The sequence below is a fragment of the Streptomyces sp. NRRL F-5135 genome, from assembly GCF_000719775.1.
Lineage (GTDB): Bacteria > Actinomycetota > Actinomycetes > Streptomycetales > Streptomycetaceae > Streptomyces > Streptomyces hebeiensis.
This window is the reverse complement of record NZ_JOHR01000002.1, coordinates 320,989-335,080: the sequence shown is the minus strand read 5'-3', so window position 1 is coordinate 335,080 and position 14,092 is coordinate 320,989. Positions and strand designations below refer to the sequence as shown.

Sequence of the window (14,092 nt, the reverse complement as noted above, 5' to 3'; positions counted from 1 at the left end):
ATCAGACTCTTTCGTGTCCGATTCCCCGTCGGAGCGGGGTTTCGCTTTCCAGTTCTCCGCTTTCGCGTTTCCCTTTCCGGCGGTTCCGACTCTATCAGAAAGATTTCGCGCCGATCGTATCGGCGTTCACCATCTGAATGTCGAATCGAAGAGTGCTCCTGGGAATTCAATTCCCATCCGGAGCGACGTAGATCTTAAGCAGCAGGCCTGGAGCTTGTCCAGCTCCCGAGGCAACCGTTCAAATCTACCTCCCCACTCGGACCATGTCAACGGTCTTTGTGAGGCGAAGAGGAGACTAACAGGTCGAGGACGCCTGACGCACATCAGGCCGCGACGGGCAGCTCGGCGCTTCGGTCGGTGTCCTGTACGTCGCCGATGTCGCCGGCTCGCGCCGCTCGGCCGCCGAGGACATAGACGTATGTCAGAAAGACCAGCTCCGCGACGACGCCCATGCTGATCCGCGCCCATGTGGGGAGGCCGGACGGGGTGACGAAGCCTTCGATCAGGCCGGACACGAAGAGCACCAGCGCCAGGCCGATGGCCATGCCGAGGGCTGCTCGGCCCTGCCGGGCCAGGGCGGTGCGGCGGCTGTAGGGGCCCGGGTCGATCAAGGTCCAGCCGAGGCGGAGTCCCGTACCCGCCGCGACGAAGACCGCCGTCAGTTCGAGCAGACCGTGCGGAAGGATCAGCCCCAGAAAGATGTCCAGGCGCCCGGCCGAGGACATCAGGCCGATGCCCACACCCAGGTTGAGCACGTTGATGAAGAGGATCCAGATCACCGGGAGGCAGAAGAAGGCCCCCAGGACCAGGCACATGGCTGCCGCCTGGGCATTGTTCGTCCAGACCTGGGCCGCGAAGGAGGCCGCGGGATGGCTCGAGTAGTACGTCTCGTACTCGCCGCCCGGCCGGGTCATCTGCCGGAGATCTTCCGGGGCTCCTATCGCCGACTGGACCTCTGGATGGGCCCCGATCCACCAGCCGATGATCGCGGCGAGGAGGGTGGAAAGGAGCGCCGTCGGTATCCACCAACGGCGGGATTCGTAGACCGCCGCCGGGAAACCCGCTGTGAGGAAGCGGGCGGCGTCATGCCAGGTGGCACGGCGAGTGCCGGTGACCGTCGCCCGAGCACGAGCCACGAGTTGAGTGAGACGCGTGGTGAGTGTGGGATCAGGAGCGCTGGACTGGATCAGGGAGAGGTGCGTCGCGGTGCGCTGGTAGAGGGCGACCAATTCGTCGGCCTCGGCCCCGGTGAGCCTGCGGCCGCGGCGCAGGAGCTGGTCCAGGCGGTCCCACTCCGCCCGGTGGGCTGTCACGAAGACGTCGAGATCCATGGTCGCTGCTGCTCCAGGGCCGGGGACGGTCGGTTCATTGTCGGTTCGTATGTCTGCCGGTCCATACTCACGCGGCACGCTGCGGGCCAGCTTGGCAGACTGAGGGATTCGTGGGGCCGGGAAGGTACGAGGGCGGGGCGAAAGGCGGGTTCCGGTGAACGATCTTGTAACGGGCGACGCGGTCGTGCTGGGGTTGCGCCCGGCGAAGCTGCCGAGCCGCGCGCTGGCGCTGGTGATCGACCTCGTGGTGGCGTGGACGGCCTATCTGCTGGTGTCGGTCGCGGTGGTGCTCTCGTCGGGCGCGCTGGACGAGGCGGCGGTCACCGCGCTCGGCATCGCCTCGTTCCTGCTGGTGCTGGTGGGCGGGCCGATAGCGGTGGAGACGCTCAGCCACGGGCGGTCGCTGGGGAAGCTGGCCTGTGGCCTGCGGGTCGTACGCGACGACGGGGGTCCCATACGGTTCCGGCACGCGCTCGTGCGCGGGGCGGTCGGAGTGGTGGAGATCCTGATGTCGTTCGGGGTCGTCGGGTGCATCGCGTCGCTGGTCTCGGCGCGGGGCCGGCGGGTCGGGGACGTCTTCGCGGGGACGCTGGTCGTCCGGGAGCGGGTACCGGCCGGGCGGTCCGCCGCGGTTCCACCGCCTCCGCCATGGCTCGTGGGACGGTTCGCGGAACTGGATCTGTCGGGGGTGCCTGACGGCCTGTGGCTCGGCATACGGCAGTACCTGACACGGATGGATCAGCTGGACGCCGGGGTCGGCCTGGGGATGGCCGAGCGGCTCGCGGGCGAACTGGCGGAGCGCACCGGAACGCCCGCGCCCCAGGAGGTGCCCGCGGCCGCGTATCTGGCGGCGGTGGTGCACGAACGGCAGGCGCGGGACGCCCGGCGGGCCTTCGGCGGACCGGGCGGCTCTTCCGGCGGCGTCATCGTCGGCGACGGTGGTTTTCCTCACGACGCTTCCCGTGCCCCGGTGCCCGCGGTTCCCACTCCCGCCGCCGCTACCGGTGACGGGCCGACAGGCTCCTCGGCCTCGTCCCGTCCCTCTTCGACGTCTTCCTCCGCTCCTCAGTCCTCTCCCTCTTCTTCCTCTTCTCCCTCTTCGTCTCCGCCGTCGCCGACCGGTTTCGCCCCGCCCGCGTAGTGCGGCGGGACGTCGGGAAAGGCCGACGGCGGCGACTCCAGGTCTTCGAGCTCGATGCCGGGAGCCGCGAGTACCACGTCCCCCGCGATGTGAACCGTGTGCCGCTCACCCGTGTCCAGGGCGCTGACCTGGTACTCGTCCACGGTCAAGGGGCCGTTGTCAGTGGCGTGCGCTTCACTGTTCACCAGGGCCCAGGACTGATCGAGAGTGCGGGGGGCGAGGACCGGATCCGTGAAGGCCACGAGGCGGACGCGGGTCGCGGGGGAACCGGGGGCGAGACGGAGGAGACGGGAGATCGCGACGAGGAAGGAGGGGGACGTTCCGGTGAAGGCGTGAGCGCGGACATTGCCTTCGGTGGCGTGGGCGCCGGTGGGGTCGGTACGGACCCAGGTGACGCCGTCGAGGGCGGCTCCGCGGACCTGCCAGCCGGCAGCGTGCAGTTCAACACGGATCGGGCGGCCGAGTTCGTCGAGGGCCAGATCGACGGAGCCCGCGTGGTCGCCGGAGGGGGCGGTGATCTGGGAGACGTAGCGCCAGCCGGAGGGGCCGGGCGCGCACTGGAAGTGTTCGTCACCGAGAGGGGTGTGATCGTGCGGATCATGAAGCGAATAACGGCCGCGGGGCATGGGGGCTTTCAGGTCCTTCGGGTCCTCGGCGACTGACACCTGCGACGCTCTCACACGCCGTACACCTCGGCGAACCCCGGCGTGCGCCGGTACTCGTCGGTGTTCGCCGGCTGCGGTCGGCACGGGCCGACAGCGGCGGTGCTCGATGTCGGCCCTGCTGACCAACCCCCGGGCCTCCCGGGCCCGCGAGCCGGGCTCGGGAGGGTGGTCACACACGGGACAGGCCCCCGACACAGGGGTGCGGGGGCCTGTCCTGTCCTGCGTCGGCCGATCAGCGTGATGAGCCTGATGAGCGACGGTACGTGATCAGTAGCGGTAGTGGTCCGGCTTGAAGGGGCCCTCCACCGGGACGCCGATGTACGCGGCCTGCTCCGGGCGGAGAGTCGTGAGCTTCACGCCGAGCGCGTCGAGGTGAAGGCGGGCGACCTTCTCGTCCAGGTGCTTGGGGAGCACATAGACGTTGGTCGGGTACTCCTCCGGCTTGGTGAAGAGCTCGATCTGGGCCAGCGTCTGGTCCGCGAACGAGTTCGACATCACGAAGGAGGGGTGACCGGTCGCGTTGCCCAGATTCAGCAGGCGTCCCTCGGAGAGGACGATGATCACCTTGCCGTCGGGGAAGGTCCAGGTGTGCACCTGGGGCTTGACCTCGTCCTTGACGATGCCGTCGATCTTCGCCAGGCCGGCCATGTCGATCTCGTTGTCGAAGTGGCCGATGTTGCCCACGATCGCCTGGTGCTTCATCTTGGCCATGTCCGAGGCCATGATGATGTCCTTGTTGCCGGTCGTGGTGACGAAGATGTCGGCGATGCCCACGACATCGTCGAGCGTGGCGACCTGGTAGCCGTCCATCGCCGCCTGGAGGGCGCAGATGGGGTCGATCTCGGTGATGATCACGCGGGCACCCTGGCCGCGCAGGGACTCCGCGCACCCCTTGCCGACGTCGCCGTAGCCGCAGACCACCGCGACCTTGCCGCCGATGAGCACGTCGGTGGCGCGGTTGATGCCGTCGACCAGGGAGTGGCGGCAGCCGTACTTGTTGTCGAACTTGGACTTGGTGACCGCGTCGTTGACGTTGATCGCCGGGAAGAGGAGGGTGCCGTCACGCTGCATCTCGTACAGGCGGTGGACACCGGTGGTGGTCTCTTCGGTGACGCCGCGGATCTCGGACGCGAGGCGGGTCCACTTCTGCGGGTTCTCGGAGAGGGTGCGGTTCAGCAGGGTGAGGATCTGGCCGTACTCCTCGCTGTCCGCCGTGGCCGGGTCGGGGGCCTCGCCGGCCTTCTCGAACTCCACGCCCTTGTGGACCAGGAGGGTGGCGTCGCCGCCGTCGTCCAGGATCATGTTCGGGCCGCCGGTGGGGCTGTCCGGCCAGGTCAGCGCCTGCTCCGTGCACCACCAGTACTCCTCCAGCGTCTCGCCCTTCCAGGCGAAGACCGGGACACCCTGGGGGTTGTCCGAGGTGCCGGTCGGGCCGACCGCGATGGCGGCGGCGGCGTGGTCCTGGGTGGAGAAGATGTTGCAGGACGCCCAGCGGACCTCGGCGCCGAGCGCGGTGAGGGTCTCGATGAGGACCGCGGTCTGGACCGTCATGTGCAGGGAGCCGGTGATGCGGGCACCGGCGAGCGGCTGCGCCGCCGCGTACTCCTTGCGGATGGACATCAGACCGGGCATCTCGTGCTCGGCGAGGGTGATTTCCTTGCGGCCGAACTCGGCGAGCGAGAGGTCGGCGACCTTGAAGTCCTGTCGGTTGGCGACAGTCGTCATAACGAGCTGCTCCTCGTGAATCGGATCGAGGGTGGGTTACGTCGGCTGGCTCTGCGGCGGCGGGCATACGAATGCCCGGGCACTCGCGGCGCAGTCCGTCGTGGCCCTCTCTCCCTCGGCCGGTCCGCGCGGAGCGGGCCGCCCGACCGCCATCAGCAGCGACGTCTGGCTCTGTCACGAATCTACACCGATGGCTCCCGCCGCCCACAGCCGATGTCCCGATCGCCGTCGTGAAACAGCGCCGGAAGGGCTGGTTCGAGAGCGTCCGGGTGTCAGTGGGCCGTGCCCGGGGTGGCCGTGTCCTGGCCGCGGGAGGTCTTGCCCGGGTTGGTACCGGCCGCCGCGGCCGACTCGCTGTAGATGTCCGGTTCCAGGTAGATGACGCGGGCGATCGGGACGGCCTCGCGGATCCTGGCCTCGGCGGCGTTGATCGCGTTGGCGACCTCGACGGCGGTGTCGTCGTGCTCGACCGCGATCTTGGCGGCGACCAGCAGTTCCTCCGGGCCGAGGTGGAGCGTGCGCATGTGGATGATGCCGGTCACGACATCGCCGTCCACGAGCGCGGCCTTGATCTTCTCGACCTCCTCCACGCCCGCGGCCTCGCCGAGGAGCAGGGACTTGGTCTCGGCCGCCAGGACGACGGCGATGAGGATGAGGAGAACGCCGATGCAGAGCGTGCCGATGCCGTCCCAGATGCCGTTGCCCGTGCCCAGCGCGAGGCCGACGCCGGCGAGGGCGAGGACGAGGCCGATCAGCGCGCCGAGATCCTCCAGGAGCACGACGGGGAGCTCGGGAGCCTTGGCCCGGCGGATGAACTCCTTCCAGGAAAGCGCGCCGCGCAGGGCGTTCGACTCCTTGATGGCCGTACGGAAGGAGAAGCCCTCGGCGATGATCGCGAAGACGAGCACCCCGACCGGCCAGTACCAGGCCTCGATCTCGTGCGGATGCTTGATCTTCTCGTAACCCTCGTAGACGGCGAACATGCCGCCGACGGAAAAGAGGACGATGGAGACGAGGAAGGCGTAGATGTAGCGCTCGCGGCCGTAGCCGAAGGGGTGCTGCGGGGTCGCTTCGCGCTTGGCCCGCTTTCCGCCGAGGAGGAGCAGCCCCTGGTTGCCGGAGTCGGCGAGGGAGTGCACGCTCTCGGCGAGCATGGACGACGAACCGCTGAAGAGGAACGCCACGAACTTAGCTACCGCGATCGCGAGATTGGCGCCGAGCGCCGCCACGATCGCCTTGGTTCCGCCTGACGCGCTCATGGGTGGGTGACGTCCCTTCCTCTGTCCTGTCGCTGGTCGCCGCCGACCCGGCCGGGGAGGCCGGCCGCGTCGTGGCCCCGGTACGGCGGGACATTGTTGCAGCTTCCTGCGGGAACGGTTTTTCGGTCCGCCTCAGACCACGACGGTCGCCCGGAAAATCGTTCCTGTCCCGGACAGTTCGGTCGTCTCGCCCGCCGGGACGAAGACGGCGCCGCCGGGCGCGAGGCCCAGGCCGTTCGTCCGGGGCGCACCGGCCGTGCAGAGCAGGATCTGCGGACCGGCGGTAGTCAGGTCGCGGGGGTCGGCGCCCGGCGCGAGGACGTAGCGGGAGAGCCGGAATTCGTCGATGGGCGTCTCGTACACCTCTTCCCCCGTGCCGGACGCCTCCGGGCGGAGGATGTTCGGCTCGGTCGTCTCGAAGCGCACGATACGGAGCAGTTCGGGCACGTCCACGTGCTTGGGCGTGAGCCCGCAGCGCAGCACGTTGTCCGAGTTCGCCATGATCTCGACGCCGAGGCCGTTGAGGTAGGCGTGCGGGACGCCCGCGCCCAGGAAGAGCGCTTCCCCGGGCTGGAGTCGTACGTGGTTGAGCAGCATGGCGGCGATCACCCCGGGGTCGCCGGGGTAGTGGTGCGCGATCGTGGCGTACGGCTCGTAGGCGCCGCCGAGCCGGCCGGCCGCGGCGGCGGCCTCGGTGACGGTGGCGGCCATCTCGGCCGGGTCCGCGGTGAGGACGGCCGTCAGCACCTCGCGCAGCGCGGCCTCCTCGGGGTGGGCACGCAGGACGTCGGCGTACGGCTCGAGGGAGTCGACCGCCAGCCCGGCGAGCAGATCGGCCGCCTGCTCGGGGGCGCGGAAGCCGCACAGCCCGTCGAACGGGGTGAGCGCGCAGATCAGTTCCGGCTTGTGGTTGGCGTCCTTGTAGTTGCGGTGCGGGGCGTCGACGGGGACGCCCTGCCGCTCCTCCCGCTCGTAGCCCTCACGCGCCTGGGCGAGGTCGGGATGCACCTGGAGCGAGAGCGGGGAGCCGGCGGCGAGGAGCTTGAGCAGGAAGGGCAGGCGCGGCCCGAACTTCCGGACCGCCGCCGCGCCGAGTTCCGCTTCCGGGTCCGCGTCGATGACGGCGGAGAGCGGCTGCTCGCCAGAACCGCTGCCTTCTCCCGCGCCTGCACCTGCGCCCTTGCCCTTGTCCGTGCTCTCGCCTGTGTCCACGCTCGTGCTCGTGCCGCGGTCGAGACGGGAGGGGGCGCCGGGGTGGGCGCCCAGCCACATCTCGGCCTGCGGCTCACCGGTGGGGGCGACACCGAGCAGCTCGGGGATGGCGGTCGTGGAACCCCACGCGTAGGGGCGCACGGTGTTGGAGAGGCGGTCCATGGGGTGACTTTCTCGTACGTGGTGACGTGATGGCGCCGAACTCATGTCATGCGGGCGCGTTCCCGGCGAGAGCCAGGTAAACGGTGGCGAAATCGGTGACGGCGAGCACCTCGGCGAGGGCTTCCAGTTCGCTGCCGTCCTCGGGTTCCAGTTCGCTGATGCCGGTGCCGTGGCCGAGCGCGAGGTCGCGGGCGGCGGGAGCGGCGGTCAGCCCGCCGACGGGGCGGTCCCGGAGCAGTACGACGCGGGGGCGCGGACGGCCGGGGTCCTCGACCCTGTCGCGGAAGAAGTCGTCCAGGTCCGTGCCGCCGGTGACGTCCGCGGCGAGCAGGGCGCCGTGGGCCGGGAGCGCGTCGGGCAGTTCGGCGGCGAGGGCGGCTCGTCCGGTCAGTTCGGCCAGGGCGGCGGCGAACCGGCGGCCGGCGGAGGCCGCTGCCGTGCCCTCCGTCCAGATCAGGGGCAGGCTTTCGGCGAGTTCGGCGGCGAGGGTCTTGGCCGGGTTGCTGTACGTGGCGACGGCCGGGCCACAGCGCTCGGCGACGCTGTCGAGCCGGTCGGCGACCTTCTGGAGGGTCTCGGGGGTCGCGGTGAGGAGGCCTGCGCGGTCGAGGAGCGCGAGGAGGGGGACGAGCAGGGCCCAGAACGCGCCGGACCCGACAGCGGTCGGGGTGTCCGCGCGCTCGGCACCGGCCGCGGCTCCGTGCTCGGCGCCGACGTTGTTCTCGGGTCGGCCGTTCTCGGGTCGGCCGCCGGATTCGGCCCCGGGGCCGGACCCGGATTCGGCCCCGGACTCGCTTCCGGGTTCGGCCCCGGTCCCGTTGCCGGACTCGCTTCCGGGCTCTCCCGCGGGCTCGTTCCCGGTCGTCGGGCCGTCGGCTTCGGTGTCGTTCCCGGGCCGCTCGGGCCGCTCGCGGCGTTCCTGGCTTTCGTAGCGTTCGTTGAGGGGCGGAGCCATGGGCACGGTGAGGCCGTGCGTGTTGCCGACCGCCTCGATCAGCGGAGACGTGCGCGGGGCGACGGCCACGACCGTGCAGCCACGGCGGTACGCCTGCTCGGCCAGGAGCGCGAGGGACGGTTCGCTGCCGTCGGTGGTGGCGATCAGGAGCAGATCGACGGGGCCGGCCCAACCGGGCAACGCCCAGCGCAGGGCACCGGCGGCGGGTGCGACCCCGGTGGGGCTCAGCCGGACGACGGGCGCGGCGGCGCCCGCGAGGGCACCGACGAGATCGGCGACGGCGGTCGCGGCGGTACCCGAGCCCGCGATCAGCACGGCGCGTGGGCGGCCCTCGGGCGCGAGCCCGCCGATACCGGCCTCGGCGGTGTTCCGCAGGGCGGTGCGCACCCGGGCCCCGGCCTCGGCGGCGTCGCGCAGCAGCCCGCGGCGGTCGGCACGGGCCAGTGCGTCGGGGGCGTCGAGCAGCGACTCGTCGAGCATGGGGACGGTCTCCTCGGGATCGCCGGGGCGTGGCGTGGCGTGTGGGCGTACGGCGGGGTCGGTCCCGTGACGCGGAGTGCGTGGCGCACGGTCTGCGGCGCGTACCGTCGCCGGGCGTAACCGGCACTGACCGACGTCACCGGTCGACGTCACCGGCCGGCACCACCAGCGGGCACCATCGGCTCGTTTCGCCGGCCGGCGGGCAGCCGGAACGTCGTTTACGCGGGGCGGCGGGCCTCGTCGACGAGGAGGACCGGGATGTCGTCCCGGACCGGGTACGCCAGGCCGCAGTCCTCGCCGGTGCAGACCAGCTCCGGCGTGTCGGCGGCCGTACTGTCGCTGAGCGGGGCGTGGCAGGCCGGGCAGGCGAGGATCTCCAGGAGGCCGGCTTCGAGCGGCATGGGTGGGGGTCCCTTCGGGCGGGGCGGGGCGGATCGATCGGGTGGAGTCAGCGTACCGCCGTCCGTCCCGGGTACCCGCGGTGCGGGTGCGCGGTTGCCCGCGGCGCGTTTCCCCCTGTCCCACCCGCATTCCCGGGGGGACCGGGGCTCCGCCCCGCCGTGGGCTCGGGGATCCTGGGGCGCGTTGCGCGCCGTGCGGGGGCGCGCCTGTTCGGCCTCGTATGCCGCCCGCGCCGCGTACCCCGGAATCTCGGTCCGGTACAGCCCGCCTCGGCCCAGCCCGGCTACGCGCGGATCAGGCCCAGCACCTCGTCCCTGATCTCCTCCATCGTCGCCTCGTCCCGCGCCTCCACGTTCAGCCTCAGCAGCGGTTCCGTGTTCGACGGGCGCACGTTGAACCACCAGTCGGCCGCCGTCACCGTCAGACCGTCCAGTTCGTCGAACGTCACACCCTCGCGCGCCGCGAACGCCTCGCGGATCGCCGCCGTGCGCCCCGTCTGGTCGACGACCGTGGAGTTGATCTCGCCGGAGCCCGCGTAGCGGTCGTACGCGGCGACCAGGGCGGAGAGCGGCCGCGGCTGGCTGCCCAGTGCGGCCAGGACGTGGAGCGCGGCGAGCATGCCCGTGTCCGCGTTCCAGAAGTCGCGGAAGTAGTAGTGCGCCGAGTGCTCGCCCCCGAAGACGGCGCCCGTGTCGGCCATCTCCTGCTTGATGAAGGAGTGGCCGACGCGGGTACGGACGGGTGTCCCCCCGTGTTCCTCGACCACCTCCGGCACCGACCAGGACGTGATCAGGTTGTGGATGACCGTGCCGCCCGGGTGCTTGGCCAGCTCGCGCGCCGCCACCAGCGCGGTGATCGTCGACGGGGAGACGCCCTCGCCGCGCTCGTCCACGACGAAGCAGCGGTCCGCGTCGCCGTCGAAGGCCAGGCCCAGGTCGGCGCCCTCGGCCCGGACGCGGGCCTGGAGGTCCACCAGGTTCTTCGGGTCCAGCGGGTTGGCCTCGTGGTTCGGGAACGTACCGTCCAGTTCGAAGTACAGCGGTACGACCTCCAGCGGCAGCCCCGCGAACACCGTGGGGACCGTGTGCCCGCCCATGCCGTTGCCCGCGTCCACGACGACCTTCAGCGGGCGGATCGCGGACAGGTCGACCAGCGACAGCAGGTATTCCGCGTAGTCGTCCAGCAGGTCGCGCTTCGTGAGCGTCCCCGGCCGCGTCACCGAGGGCGGAGTGCCCTCCTCCAGCCGTCGCTCGACCAGCGCGCGGATCTCCGCCAGCCCTGTGTCCCGGCCGACGGGCGCCGCGCCGGCCCGGCACATCTTGATGCCGTTGTACCGGGCCGGGTTGTGCGACGCGGTGAACATCGCGCCCGGCACGCCCAGCCTCCCCGACGCGTAGTACAGCTGATCCGTCGAGCACAGGCCGATGATCGTCGCGTGCGCGCCGCGCGCGACCGCGCCCCGGGCGAAGGCCGACGCCAGCCCGGGCGACGACGGCCGCATGTCGTGCCCGATGACGATCGCCTCCGCCCGGGTGACCTCGACGAACGCCGCTCCGAACAGCTCGGCGAGCCGGTCGTCCAGCTGATCGGGGTACACCCCGCGCACGTCGTACGCCTTCACCAGCTGCGACAGATCAGCCACCGGTACCCCCTGCAGAACTCGGACGACGAGCCCACGCTACCCGCGCCGGCCCGGCAGCCGCGCATCGGACAGGGCAGGCACGTACGCCTCACGGAAGCATCCAGCCCAGCGCCGCCGTACTCTGCCCCACCACCACCAGGCACATCACCAGCAGCAACCCCGCACTCCACGGCAGCACCTTTCGCAGCAGATCCCCCTCCCTGCCCGCGAGTCCCACCGCCGCACACGCGATCGTCAGGTTCTGCGGCGAGATCATCTTGCCCAGCACGCCACCGGAACTGTTCGCCGCCGCCAGCAGCTCCGGCGAGAGCCCCGACTGCTGTGCCGCCGTGACCTGGAGGGCCCCGAACAGCGCGTTGGCCGAGGTGTCGGATCCGGACACCGCGACCCCGAACCACCCCAGGATCGGTGACAGGAACGCCAGTCCCGCGCCCGCCGCCGCCACGGAGTGACCGATCGTAGCGGCCTGTCCGGACAGGTTCATCACATACGCGAGGGCGAGCACCGAGGTGACGGTGAGGATCGCGTACCGCAGTTCGTGGACGGTCGCCGCCCACTCCCGTAGCGCGTCCCCCGCGCGCACGCCGAGCAGCACCGCCGTGCACACGCCCGCGAGCAGCACGAGCGTGCCGCCCGTCGCCAGCAGTGGCAGGGAGAAGACATTGGCGCCCACCGGCTTCCCCTGCGCGTCGGCCACCGCCAGGAACGGCCAGTCGAAGACCCGGGTGGCCCGCGCCAGCAGGTCCTTGACCGGTGGGATCTGCGCGAGGGAGAAGATCGCCACGATCAGGCCGTACGGCGCGTAGGCCCGCAGCACGTCCCGGCGCGGATCGTCCCGATCCAGGTCCTCGCTGCGTACGCCCGTGAGCACCGCCGTCCGTACCGGCTCGGCCGCGGGCCGCCGTGCCGAGGGGAGCGCGACCAGCGCCGCCGCGCCCGCCAGTGCCGCGCCGATGTCGGCGAGTTGGGCGGAGACGTAGTTGGCGGCGACGAACTGGGCCGCCGCGAAGGCCACTCCGCACACCAGCGCGGGCACCCAGGTCTCGCGCAGGCCCCGCCGGCCGTCGACCAGACCAACCAGGACGAGCGGTACGACCAGTGCCAGCAGCGGCGTCTGACGCCCGACGACCGACGCGACGGTGTCCAGGGGCAGCCCCGTGACCTGAGCGAGCGTCACCACCGGTGTGCCCATCGCGCCGAAGGCCACCGGCGCGGTGTTGGCCACGAGCGAGACGACGGCCGCCTTGACCGGGTCGAAGCCGAGCGCCACCAGCATCACGGAGCAGATGGCGACCGGCGCGCCGAATCCGGCGAGCGCCTCGAGCAGCGCGCCGAAGCAGAAGGCGATGACGAGCGCCTGGACGCGGGGATCGTCGGACAGCCTCCCGAACGAGCGCCGCAGGACGTCGAAGTGCCGGGTGCGCAGCGTCATCCGGTACACCCACAGGGCGTTGACGACGATCCACATGATGGGGAAGAGGCCGAAGAGCACCCCTTGCGCGCCGGCCGAGAGCGTCTGGCCGAGCGGCATTCCGAAGACGAACAGGCCGACGAGCACGGCCACGGCGAGGCCGATGAGCCCCGCGAGATGCGCTTTCATGCGGACGGCACCGAGCAGGACGAGCACGGTGGCCAGGGGCAGAGCGGCGACGAGGGCGGAGAGGGCGAGCGAGTCGGCGACGGGTTCCAGTTGCTGTACGAACACGACAGACCTCCGGATTCCGCGATACGGAAACTGATCTCCCACGGATGGAAGGAATGGTCGTGTCCGCGCCAGGCCCGGTCAATGCCTCGTGCACGACCCGTGACACCGGGACGTGCTCCTCGGGACTCATACGCGCGTTACGCGCGATGCGCGCGCGACAGGTGCGCGATTACGTGCGATGCGCGCGTCAAGCGCGTCGATTCCGGCGGTCAGGACTCCGGCGAGCGCAGCACTCTCAGATGACCCCGGCGCCCGACCTCCATCGGGTCCGCGCCCCGCGCTCCCTTGCCCCCGGCCTCGGCCGCGCGCTCCTGGGGGCGGGCCGCTTCCCGCACGGCGTTGGCCAGCGCTTCGAGATCGTCACCGCTGGGACGGGCCGGGGCCGAGCCGTCCGCGAGCCGGACGACCTCCCAGCCGCGGGGCGCGGTCAGCCGCTCGCTGTGCTCCGCGCACAGGTCGTAGCAGTGAGGCTCGGCGTAGGTGGCGAGCGGGCCGAGTACCGCCGTCGAGTCGGCATAGACGTACGTCAGTGTCGCGACGGCAGGGCGGCCGCACGCGGTGCGCGAACAGCGACGTACAGGGCTCACGATGTTGGACGGTACCGCACTCTTGAGCGGGCCGCGACGACTCTCCCCCCGGCCACTCCCCCGTGTCGCATGCTCACGGGCCTCTCGCGGTGGCCGGAAACAACTGGCCTGACCTGCACGGAAAGAGGGGTGACAGGTCGGCGACAGCCCGTAACACGGCTACGACTTGGGACAAATCACATCAGCGAAGGCGAGCGTGATGATCACACCGACCTATGGAAATGAGCCTGACTTTCGTTGGAATGATCAATATGCGACATGCTGCTCGAGCCGACGGTGACGGCGATCGGCGCCGCCCTCTGAGGGCTACCCTGCGTCAGTGATGGACAGTCCAGTGCCGCCCCGCCCGATCGAGCCCCGGCCGCGTCACCGCGACCGCCACGGCCGCGGGATGCGGGGCCCCGTCGCACCGCCGCAGGTGCCGCTCTCGGTCAGCCGCTCGGATTCGTTCCGCGATCTCGTACGGGATTCCGTGGAACGGCTGGAGCACCGCTGGCCACAGCTCGCCGAGGTCGACTTCATGGTCATGGACGTGCCGAACCCGCAGGACGACTCCGTACCGCTCGGCAGCTCGGCGCCCGCGGACAAGGACCACCCCGCGCGGATCCTGGTCTACCGGCGGCCCATCGAGATCCGGGCGAAGAGCCGGGACGACTGCGCGATGCTCGTGCACGAGGTCGTGGTCGAGCAGGTGGCGGAACTGCTGGGGCTGGCGCCGGAGTCCGTCGACCCGCGCTACGGCCAGGACTGAGGCGGCCGACCCCGGCTGGGCCCGGTCGTCCCGGCCCTGGCCGCTTCCGGTCCTGGACGGTCCCGGTCCTGGCCG

At 71.1% G+C, this 14,092-nt stretch carries 12 protein-coding genes; 2 read left to right on the top strand and 10 right to left on the bottom strand.

Annotation, left to right across the window (positions count from 1 at the left end):
• Positions 1 to 323: 323 nt before the first annotated feature.
• Complete coding sequence (locus IG02_RS0105375; protein ID WP_030742437.1) at positions 324 to 1,331, bottom strand: stage II sporulation protein M; 1,008 nt, start codon at positions 1,329 to 1,331, stop codon at positions 324 to 326.
• A 154-nt stretch (positions 1,332 to 1,485) separates the two neighbouring features.
• Between IG02_RS0105375 and IG02_RS0105370 the strand changes: the two genes are divergently transcribed.
• On the top strand, positions 1,486 to 2,472 hold the full coding sequence (locus IG02_RS0105370) for an RDD family protein (protein WP_030742435.1): 987 nt from the start codon (positions 1,486 to 1,488) through the stop codon (positions 2,470 to 2,472).
• On the opposite strand, the gene IG02_RS0105365 is transcribed toward IG02_RS0105370, so the two are convergent.
• The 9 genes from IG02_RS0105365 to IG02_RS0105325 form a co-directional block, all read right to left on the bottom strand.
• Positions 2,397 to 3,098 (bottom strand): hypothetical protein, encoded by a 702-nt coding sequence (locus IG02_RS0105365; protein WP_234314611.1) that lies wholly within the window; start codon positions 3,096 to 3,098, stop codon positions 2,397 to 2,399. The two genes, IG02_RS0105370 and IG02_RS0105365, sit on opposite strands and share 76 nt — an antisense overlap.
• A gap of 306 nt (positions 3,099 to 3,404) precedes the next feature.
• Positions 3,405 to 4,862: an adenosylhomocysteinase gene (gene ahcY / locus IG02_RS0105360; protein ID WP_030742429.1), complete on the bottom strand. Its 1,458-nt coding sequence runs from the start codon at positions 4,860 to 4,862 to the stop codon at positions 3,405 to 3,407.
• A gap of 272 nt (positions 4,863 to 5,134) precedes the next feature.
• Positions 5,135 to 6,121 carry a cation diffusion facilitator family transporter gene (locus IG02_RS0105355; protein ID WP_051764468.1) on the bottom strand — a complete coding sequence of 329 codons (987 nt, stop codon included), beginning with the start codon at positions 6,119 to 6,121 and terminating at the stop codon, positions 5,135 to 5,137.
• 132 nt (positions 6,122 to 6,253) lie between these two features.
• Positions 6,254 to 7,495 (bottom strand): mannose-6-phosphate isomerase, class I, encoded by a 1,242-nt coding sequence (gene manA / locus IG02_RS0105350; RefSeq protein ID WP_030742423.1) that lies wholly within the window; start codon positions 7,493 to 7,495, stop codon positions 6,254 to 6,256.
• 46 nt (positions 7,496 to 7,541) lie between these two features.
• The gene (locus IG02_RS0105345) at positions 7,542 to 8,930 is read right to left on the bottom strand and encodes an SIS domain-containing protein (RefSeq protein ID WP_030742416.1); all 1,389 of its coding nucleotides are present in this window, start codon (positions 8,928 to 8,930) and stop codon (positions 7,542 to 7,544) included.
• Between the two features lie 218 nt (positions 8,931 to 9,148).
• A complete protein-coding gene (locus IG02_RS0105340; RefSeq protein WP_030742413.1) occupies positions 9,149 to 9,331 on the bottom strand; it encodes a Trm112 family protein in 183 nt (60 codons plus the stop codon).
• A gap of 284 nt (positions 9,332 to 9,615) precedes the next feature.
• A complete protein-coding gene (locus IG02_RS0105335) occupies positions 9,616 to 10,974 on the bottom strand; it encodes a phosphomannomutase/phosphoglucomutase (protein ID WP_030742411.1) in 1,359 nt (452 codons plus the stop codon).
• Positions 10,975 to 11,062: 88 nt separating this feature from the next.
• Positions 11,063 to 12,679 (bottom strand): L-lactate permease, encoded by a 1,617-nt coding sequence (locus tag IG02_RS0105330; protein ID WP_030742408.1) that lies wholly within the window; start codon positions 12,677 to 12,679, stop codon positions 11,063 to 11,065.
• A 209-nt stretch (positions 12,680 to 12,888) separates the two neighbouring features.
• On the bottom strand, positions 12,889 to 13,266 hold the full coding sequence (locus IG02_RS0105325) for a DUF3499 domain-containing protein (RefSeq protein WP_030742406.1): 378 nt from the start codon (positions 13,264 to 13,266) through the stop codon (positions 12,889 to 12,891).
• Between the two features lie 322 nt (positions 13,267 to 13,588).
• On the opposite strand from IG02_RS0105325, the gene IG02_RS0105320 reads away from it, so the two are divergent.
• On the top strand, positions 13,589 to 14,017 hold the full coding sequence (locus IG02_RS0105320; RefSeq protein WP_030742404.1) for a metallopeptidase family protein: 429 nt from the start codon (positions 13,589 to 13,591) through the stop codon (positions 14,015 to 14,017).
• Positions 14,018 to 14,092: the final 75 nt, after the last annotated feature.

Coding starts and splice junctions, on each gene's coding strand:
- IG02_RS0105375 (WP_030742437.1), bottom strand. CDS start 1,331: ATGGATCTCGACGTCTTCGTGACAGCCCACCGGGCGGAGTGGGACCGC.
- IG02_RS0105365 (WP_234314611.1), bottom strand. CDS start 3,098: ATGCCCCGCGGCCGTTATTCGCTTCATGATCCGCACGATCACACCCCT.
- ahcY (WP_030742429.1), bottom strand. CDS start 4,862: ATGACGACTGTCGCCAACCGACAGGACTTCAAGGTCGCCGACCTCTCG.
- IG02_RS0105355 (WP_051764468.1), bottom strand. CDS start 6,121: ATGAGCGCGTCAGGCGGAACCAAGGCGATCGTGGCGGCGCTCGGCGCC.
- manA (WP_030742423.1), bottom strand. CDS start 7,495: ATGGACCGCCTCTCCAACACCGTGCGCCCCTACGCGTGGGGTTCCACG.
- IG02_RS0105345 (WP_030742416.1), bottom strand. CDS start 8,930: ATGCTCGACGAGTCGCTGCTCGACGCCCCCGACGCACTGGCCCGTGCC.
- IG02_RS0105340 (WP_030742413.1), bottom strand. CDS start 9,331: ATGCCGCTCGAAGCCGGCCTCCTGGAGATCCTCGCCTGCCCGGCCTGC.
- IG02_RS0105320 (WP_030742404.1), top strand. CDS start 13,589: ATGGACAGTCCAGTGCCGCCCCGCCCGATCGAGCCCCGGCCGCGTCAC.